Source organism: Yersinia sp. 1252 StPb PI, assembly GCF_048593885.1.
Taxonomy (GTDB): domain Bacteria; phylum Pseudomonadota; class Gammaproteobacteria; order Enterobacterales; family Enterobacteriaceae; genus Yersinia; species Yersinia enterocolitica_E.
Genome location: NZ_JAZGQE010000014.1, coordinates 42,257 through 48,280 on the forward strand (window position 1 = coordinate 42,257; position 6,024 = coordinate 48,280).

The window sequence follows — 6,024 nt, forward strand, 5'->3', positions numbered from 1 at the left end:
ACCATGATTATTCCTGCGTTGGATTTGATCGAAGGCAAGGTGGTGCGTTTGCATCAGGGCGATTACGGCCAGCAGCGTGATTACGGTAATCACCCACTGCCTCGCTTACAGGATTATCAGCAGCAAGGCGCTCAGGTGTTACATCTGGTCGATCTTACCGGGGCCAAAGATCCGGCAGCCCGTCAGATCCCCTTGCTGCGCGAGTTACTGGCTGGTGTGGATGTCCCGGTGCAGGTGGGCGGCGGTATCCGTAACGAACAAGATGTGGTCGCACTGCTGGAAGCCGGTGCAACACGGGTTGTTGTGGGTTCGACAACCGTTAAGCAGCCAGAAGTGGTGCAACAGTGGTTTGAGCGCTATGGCGCTGAAGCCATTGTATTAGCGCTGGATGTCCGAATTAATGAGGCGGGCCGCAAACAGGTGGCTATCAGCGGTTGGCAGGAAAACTCAGATGCTACGCTGGAACAAATCGTCGAGCAATACCTGCCGTTTGGCCTAAAACATGTGTTGTGTACTGACATTTCCCGCGATGGCACCCTGAGTGGTTCCAATGTAGAACTGTATCAGGAAGTGTGCCAGCGCTACCCACAAGTGGCATTCCAGGCTTCCGGTGGTATCGGTTGTCTGGATGATATTGCCCGCCTGCGTGGCAGTGGTGTGCAAGGTGTGATTGTGGGCCGCGCGCTATTGGACGGCAAGTTTAACGTGAAGGAGGCGATCGCATGCTGGCAAAACGTATAATCCCTTGTCTGGATGTGAAAGACGGCCAAGTGGTCAAAGGCGTCCAGTTCCGTAATCACGAAATCATCGGCGACATCGTGCCACTGGCGCAGCGTTATGCACAAGAAGGTGCCGACGAGCTGGTGTTTTACGATATTACTGCGTCATCTGACGGCCGTGTGGTCGATAAAAGCTGGGTATCGCGGGTCGCAGAAGTGATTGATATTCCTTTCTGCGTGGCAGGTGGGATTAAAAGCGTTGAAGATGCCGGTCAAATCCTGACCTTCGGTGCCGATAAAATCTCTATCAACTCACCGGCGCTGGCAGATCCGACCTTAATTACCCGTTTGGCCGACCGCTATGGCGTACAATGCATTGTCGTCGGTATTGATACTTGGTATGACGCGGAAAGTGACAGTTATCAGGTTTATCAATTCACTGGCGATGAAAAACGGACCAAAGCCACCACCTGGCAGACCGAGGATTGGATCAAAGAGGTCCAGTTACGTGGAGCCGGTGAGATTGTGCTGAATATGATGAACCAAGATGGCGTGCGCAACGGCTACGATTTACGTCAGTTGAAACAGATGCGAGCCATCTGCCATGTTCCGTTGATAGCCTCTGGCGGTGCAGGTACCCCAGAACACTTCCTTGAGGCTTTCCGTGACACAGATGTCGATGGTGCGCTGGCAGCCTCGGTGTTCCATAAACAAATCATTAATATCGGCGAATTGAAAAAGTATTTGTCTGAACAAGGCGTGGAGATAAGAGTGTGTTAAGCGAACAACAAATTGCCCAACTGGATTGGGATAAAGTCGACAATCTGATGCCAGCCATCGTTCAGCATGCCATTTCCGGTGAAGTTCTGATGATGGGGTATATGAATCAGGCCGCACTGACGGTGACACAGCAAACCGGCAAGGTTACCTTTTTCTCTCGCACCAAACAACGTTTGTGGACCAAGGGCGAAAGCTCCGGTAACGTGCTGAATGTAGTGAATATCTATCCTGACTGCGACAATGATACCCTGCTCATTCTGGCTAATCCTGTTGGCCCAACCTGTCATTTAGGCAATAACAGTTGCTTCGCCCCGGCGGCCAGCGATTGGGGCTTCCTGTACCAGTTAGAGCAGTTATTAGCCTCACGTAAATCAGCCGATCCAGCCAGTTCTTACACCGCCAAGCTGTATGCCAGCGGCACTAAGCGTATCGCACAAAAAGTGGGGGAAGAAGGGGTAGAAACCGCCCTCGCCGCAACAGTGAATGACCGTGAAGAGTTGACCAACGAAGCATCGGATTTGATCTATCACCTACTGGTGTTGTTGCAAGACCAAGATTTGAATCTGAGTAAAGTGATTGGCCGTCTGCGCGAACGCCACGAGAAGTAATTTTCGAGTTAGCTTTCTTATCAGCAAAAAAACGCCCTCGACTCAGCATCGAGGGCGTTTTTATTAAGGCAAATATCAAATACTGAAGTTTTGGTTGCCCGCAGTAAGACAGGAGAAACACTCAGATCGTAAAGACGCCATTAATCCATCCCAGGAGGCTCGAGCCGCACCGTCCTGGCGCGGACGCTTTACTCTTCTGAGCATTCCACCTGTTTTAAGTCATCGAATCCTCTTTGCCAAAAAAATTAAGACAAAGCGTAATCCGTTAAAAGGATTACTCCATCCACTCGGTATGGAACACACCTTCTTTATCAGTACGCTTATAGGTATGCGCACCGAAATAGTCGCGCTGTGCCTGAATCAAGTTGGCTGGCAGTACAGCTGAACGGTAGCTATCGTAATAATTAATCGCCGCAGAGAATGTTGGTGTTGGGATACCGTTTTGAACTGCATAAGACACTACATCACGCAGTGCTTGCTGGTATTCATCAGCGATCTGCTTGAAGTAAGGTGCCAACAGCAAATTAGCAATATCTGCATTTTCTGCATATGCATCAGTGATTTTTTGCAGGAATTGTGCACGGATAATACAACCCGCACGGAAAATCTTGGCTATCTCACCGTAATGCAAATCCCAGTTATTTTCGTCAGAAGCGGCTTTCAGTTGAGAGAAGCCCTGAGCATAAGAGACGATTTTACCCAGATACAACGCACGACGGATTTTCTCGATAAATTCAGCTTTATCACCGACAAAAGGCTGCACTTTAGGGCCAGTCAGTACTTTAGAGGCAGCTACGCGCTGATCTTTCAGAGAAGACAAATAGCGAGCAAACACAGACTCAGTGATCAGTGTTAATGGCTCACCCAAATCCAGAGAACTTTGGCTGGTCCATTTACCGGTGCCTTTGTTCGCCGCTTCATCCAGAATCACATCGACCAGATATTTACCGGCTTCGTCTTTTTTGGTGAAGATATCTTTGGTGATATCAATCAGGTAGCTGTTCAGCTCTCCCTTGTTCCACTCAGCAAAGGTGCTAGCCAGCTCTTCGTTGCTTAAACCTAAAGACTGTTTCAACAGGGAATAAGCTTCTGCGATCAATTGCATGTCACCGTATTCAATGCCGTTGTGAACCATTTTGACGTAATGGCCGGCACCATCGGCACCGATATACGCCACACAAGCATCACCGTCATCAGCACGGGCAGCAATCTTCTCAAGGATAGGCGCAACCAGTTCGTAGGCTTCTTTCTGGCCACCTGGCATGATAGATGGGCCTTTCAATGCGCCCTCTTCGCCACCGGAAACACCAGTACCGATAAAGTTGAAGCCTTGCGCAGAAAGTTCGCGATTACGGCGGATGGTGTCTTTGTAATAAGTATTACCACCATCAATCAGAATGTCACCTTTATCCAGATGTGGAGTCAGTGAAGCGATAGTCTTATCAGTGGCTTCACCCGCTTTCACCATCAGCAGGATGCGACGCGGTTTTTCCAATGAATCAACAAAATCTTCCACGGTATAACTCGGCACCAGATTTTTACCTGGGTTCTCGGCAACCACTTCGTCGGTTTTGTCTGATGAACGGTTAAAGATAGAAACGGAATAGCCACGACTTTCGATGTTGAGCGCCAGGTTACGGCCCATCACCGCCATACCAACAACGCCAATCTGTTGTTTGGACATTAAAAAACTCCTGTCTGAAGGATGACACCTGTTACCGGCCTTGAGGCCAACAGGTTTTTGATGTGGGAAACATGTTAACTCAGGATTATGTCAGCTGGGTAGTGATTGGTGCGATAGATAGCACAACTGGCCAGTTGCTGTTCGCACACGTTTGCTTTGGTAAAGTGCAAACCGATTTGACTCAATTGACCTGGCTGGTTTATAGACAAAAAAAGCAACCCCATGGATTGCTTTTCATTGCTGCTGAAATTGGCTTATGCCACGAACTCTTTCAACCAGGCTTTAAATTCTGCACCTTGTTTGGGGTGACGCAGGCCGTAGGCGACATAAGCCTGCATATATCCGAGCTTCTCGCCACAATTATAGGATTGGCCGATTAATGCCACACCTTCGACTGGTTTAATCGCAGCCAGAGCATCAATGGCATCGGTCAGTTGGATACGGCCCCAAGCACCAGGCTTGGTTTTTTCCAGCATTGGCCAAATATCCGCAGATAAGACATAACGCCCTACTGCCGACAGATTGGATTTGAGGTCAGCCGGACTTTGCGGTTTCTCAACCATTGCGTTAATTCGGCTACTTTCACCCGGTGCCAGATCCGCTTTTTCACAAGAAATGACCGAATAGTTCGATAACGCCTCAGGTTCGACCGAGTGAACCAACACTTGGCTCGTACCGGTCTCTTCGAAACGTCTAACCAACTGAGCCAAATTATCACGGGTTAAATCCGATTTTGCGTCATCAATCAAGACATCTGGCAACAACACCGCAAATGGTGAGTCACCTACTAGCGGTTTGGCACACAACACCGCATGCCCCAAACCTTCAGGATGCCCTTGACGGATATGCATGATAGTCACACCCGGTGGACAGATAGATTGTACCTCATCCAATAGCTGACGTTTCACACGCGCTTCCAACATGGCTTCCAGCTCATAAGACGTATCGAAATGGTTTTCTACCGCATTTTTCGAAGAATGGGTTATCAGAATGATTTCTTTAATACCAGCAGCAACACATTCGTTGACCACATATTGGATCAATGGTTTATCGACAATAGGCAGCATTTCTTTTGGAATGGCTTTAGTCGCGGGAAGCATTCGCATACCTAAACCGGCAACTGGGATCACTGCTTTCAATTTGGTCATAATTAACCTACTGATTTCTTGAAGCGAATTTAAAATCTATTCCTACTCAGCCGCTAAGCTGAAGTTAGTCAATTTGCTGTTTCAGCCAGGCGGTAAAGCTCTCGCCCTCGGTGTTATGGCGCACGCCATAAGTGACAAAGGCTTTCATATAACCCAATTTGTCCCCGCAGTCGTGCGATTTACCGGTCATATGAAAAGCCTCAACATCCTCTTGCTCCATTAACATCGCAATGGCATCAGTAAGCTGAATTTCATCACCCGCCCCGCGTGGCGTTTTCTTCAGCAGCGGCCAAATGTCTTTTGACAATACATAACGCCCAACCACGGCAAGATTAGAAGGCGCATCAGCAAGTGAGGGCTTCTCTACCACTGCCGTCATTAGGGTACTTTCACCCGGAGACAAAGCCACATGATCACAATCAGCAATACCGTACTTGGAAACATCAGCTTTAGGCACCGGCTCCACCATAATCTGGCTACGCCCGGTCTCTTCAAAGCGCTTAATCATACTGGCAAGATTTTCTTTAGATAAATCTGCTGTTGAATCATCAAGTAAAACGTCTGGCAGCAGCACAATAAATGGGTTATCACCCACCATCGGCTGGGCACATAATACCGCATGCCCCAAGCCCTTGGCATGGCCTTGGCGCACTTGCATGATAGTGACATCCGGCGGGCAGATATTTTTAATCTCTTGCAATAGCTGCCGCTTAACACGTGATTCCAGTGCAGCTTCCAGCTCAAATGATGTATCAAAATGGTTTTCTATCGCATTTTTAGAGGAATGGCTGACCAGCACTATCTCTTTTACTCCGGCGGCCACACATTCATTAACGATATATTGGATCAGAGGCTTATCCACCACCGGCAGCATTTCCTTTGGGATCGCTTTAGTCGCTGGCAGCATTCGGGTACCAAGCCCGGCAACAGGGATCACAGCCTTCAATTTCTTTTCCATCTACCATACCTTTTCTGGAGTGGCCATTAAGCAGGCCTTTGAATAGATACAAATACGATCTGGTAATACGAGCAATATGACCGCGCAAGACTGTATTCCAAATCCTACTTATCCTATATTTATATAT

Annotated in this window: 6 protein-coding genes; 3 read left to right on the forward strand and 3 right to left on the reverse strand. The window is 48.4% G+C overall.

Going from position 1 to position 6,024, the window contains the following annotated elements; translation table 11 throughout:
* Positions 1–3 precede the first annotated feature (3 nt).
* Genes hisA through hisIE form a run of 3 tightly spaced genes read left to right on the forward strand, consistent with a single transcriptional unit; the run spans position 4 to position 2,107 of the window.
* A complete protein-coding gene (gene hisA / locus V2A85_RS04105) occupies positions 4–741 on the forward strand; it encodes a 1-(5-phosphoribosyl)-5-[(5-phosphoribosylamino)methylideneamino]imidazole-4-carboxamide isomerase (protein ID WP_420070928.1) in 738 nt (245 codons plus the stop codon).
* Entirely contained in the window at positions 723–1,499 is a 777-nt protein-coding gene (gene hisF / locus V2A85_RS04110; protein WP_083159333.1) for an imidazole glycerol phosphate synthase subunit HisF, read from the forward strand. The genes hisA and hisF overlap by 19 nt, the downstream gene beginning before the upstream one ends.
* Positions 1,493–2,107: a bifunctional phosphoribosyl-AMP cyclohydrolase/phosphoribosyl-ATP diphosphatase HisIE gene (gene hisIE / locus V2A85_RS04115; protein ID WP_372558472.1), complete on the forward strand. Its 615-nt coding sequence runs from the start codon at positions 1,493–1,495 to the stop codon at positions 2,105–2,107. Before hisF ends, hisIE begins: the two co-directional genes overlap by 7 nt.
* A gap of 274 nt (positions 2,108–2,381) precedes the next feature.
* Here the strand turns inward: hisIE and gndA are convergent, their stop codons facing one another.
* From gndA to galU (V2A85_RS04130), 3 genes are all read right to left on the reverse strand, one after another.
* Positions 2,382–3,791 (reverse strand): NADP-dependent phosphogluconate dehydrogenase, encoded by a 1,410-nt coding sequence (gene gndA / locus V2A85_RS04120; RefSeq protein WP_420070924.1) that lies wholly within the window; start codon positions 3,789–3,791, stop codon positions 2,382–2,384.
* A 254-nt stretch (positions 3,792–4,045) separates the two neighbouring features.
* Entirely contained in the window at positions 4,046–4,939 is an 894-nt protein-coding gene (gene galU / locus V2A85_RS04125; RefSeq protein WP_420070925.1) for a UTP--glucose-1-phosphate uridylyltransferase GalU, read from the reverse strand.
* Positions 4,940–5,003: 64 nt separating this feature from the next.
* Positions 5,004–5,897, reverse strand: a complete 894-nt coding sequence (gene galU / locus V2A85_RS04130; RefSeq protein WP_372568912.1) for a UTP--glucose-1-phosphate uridylyltransferase GalU — start codon at positions 5,895–5,897, stop codon at positions 5,004–5,006.
* Between the last annotated feature and the right edge of the window lie 127 nt (positions 5,898–6,024).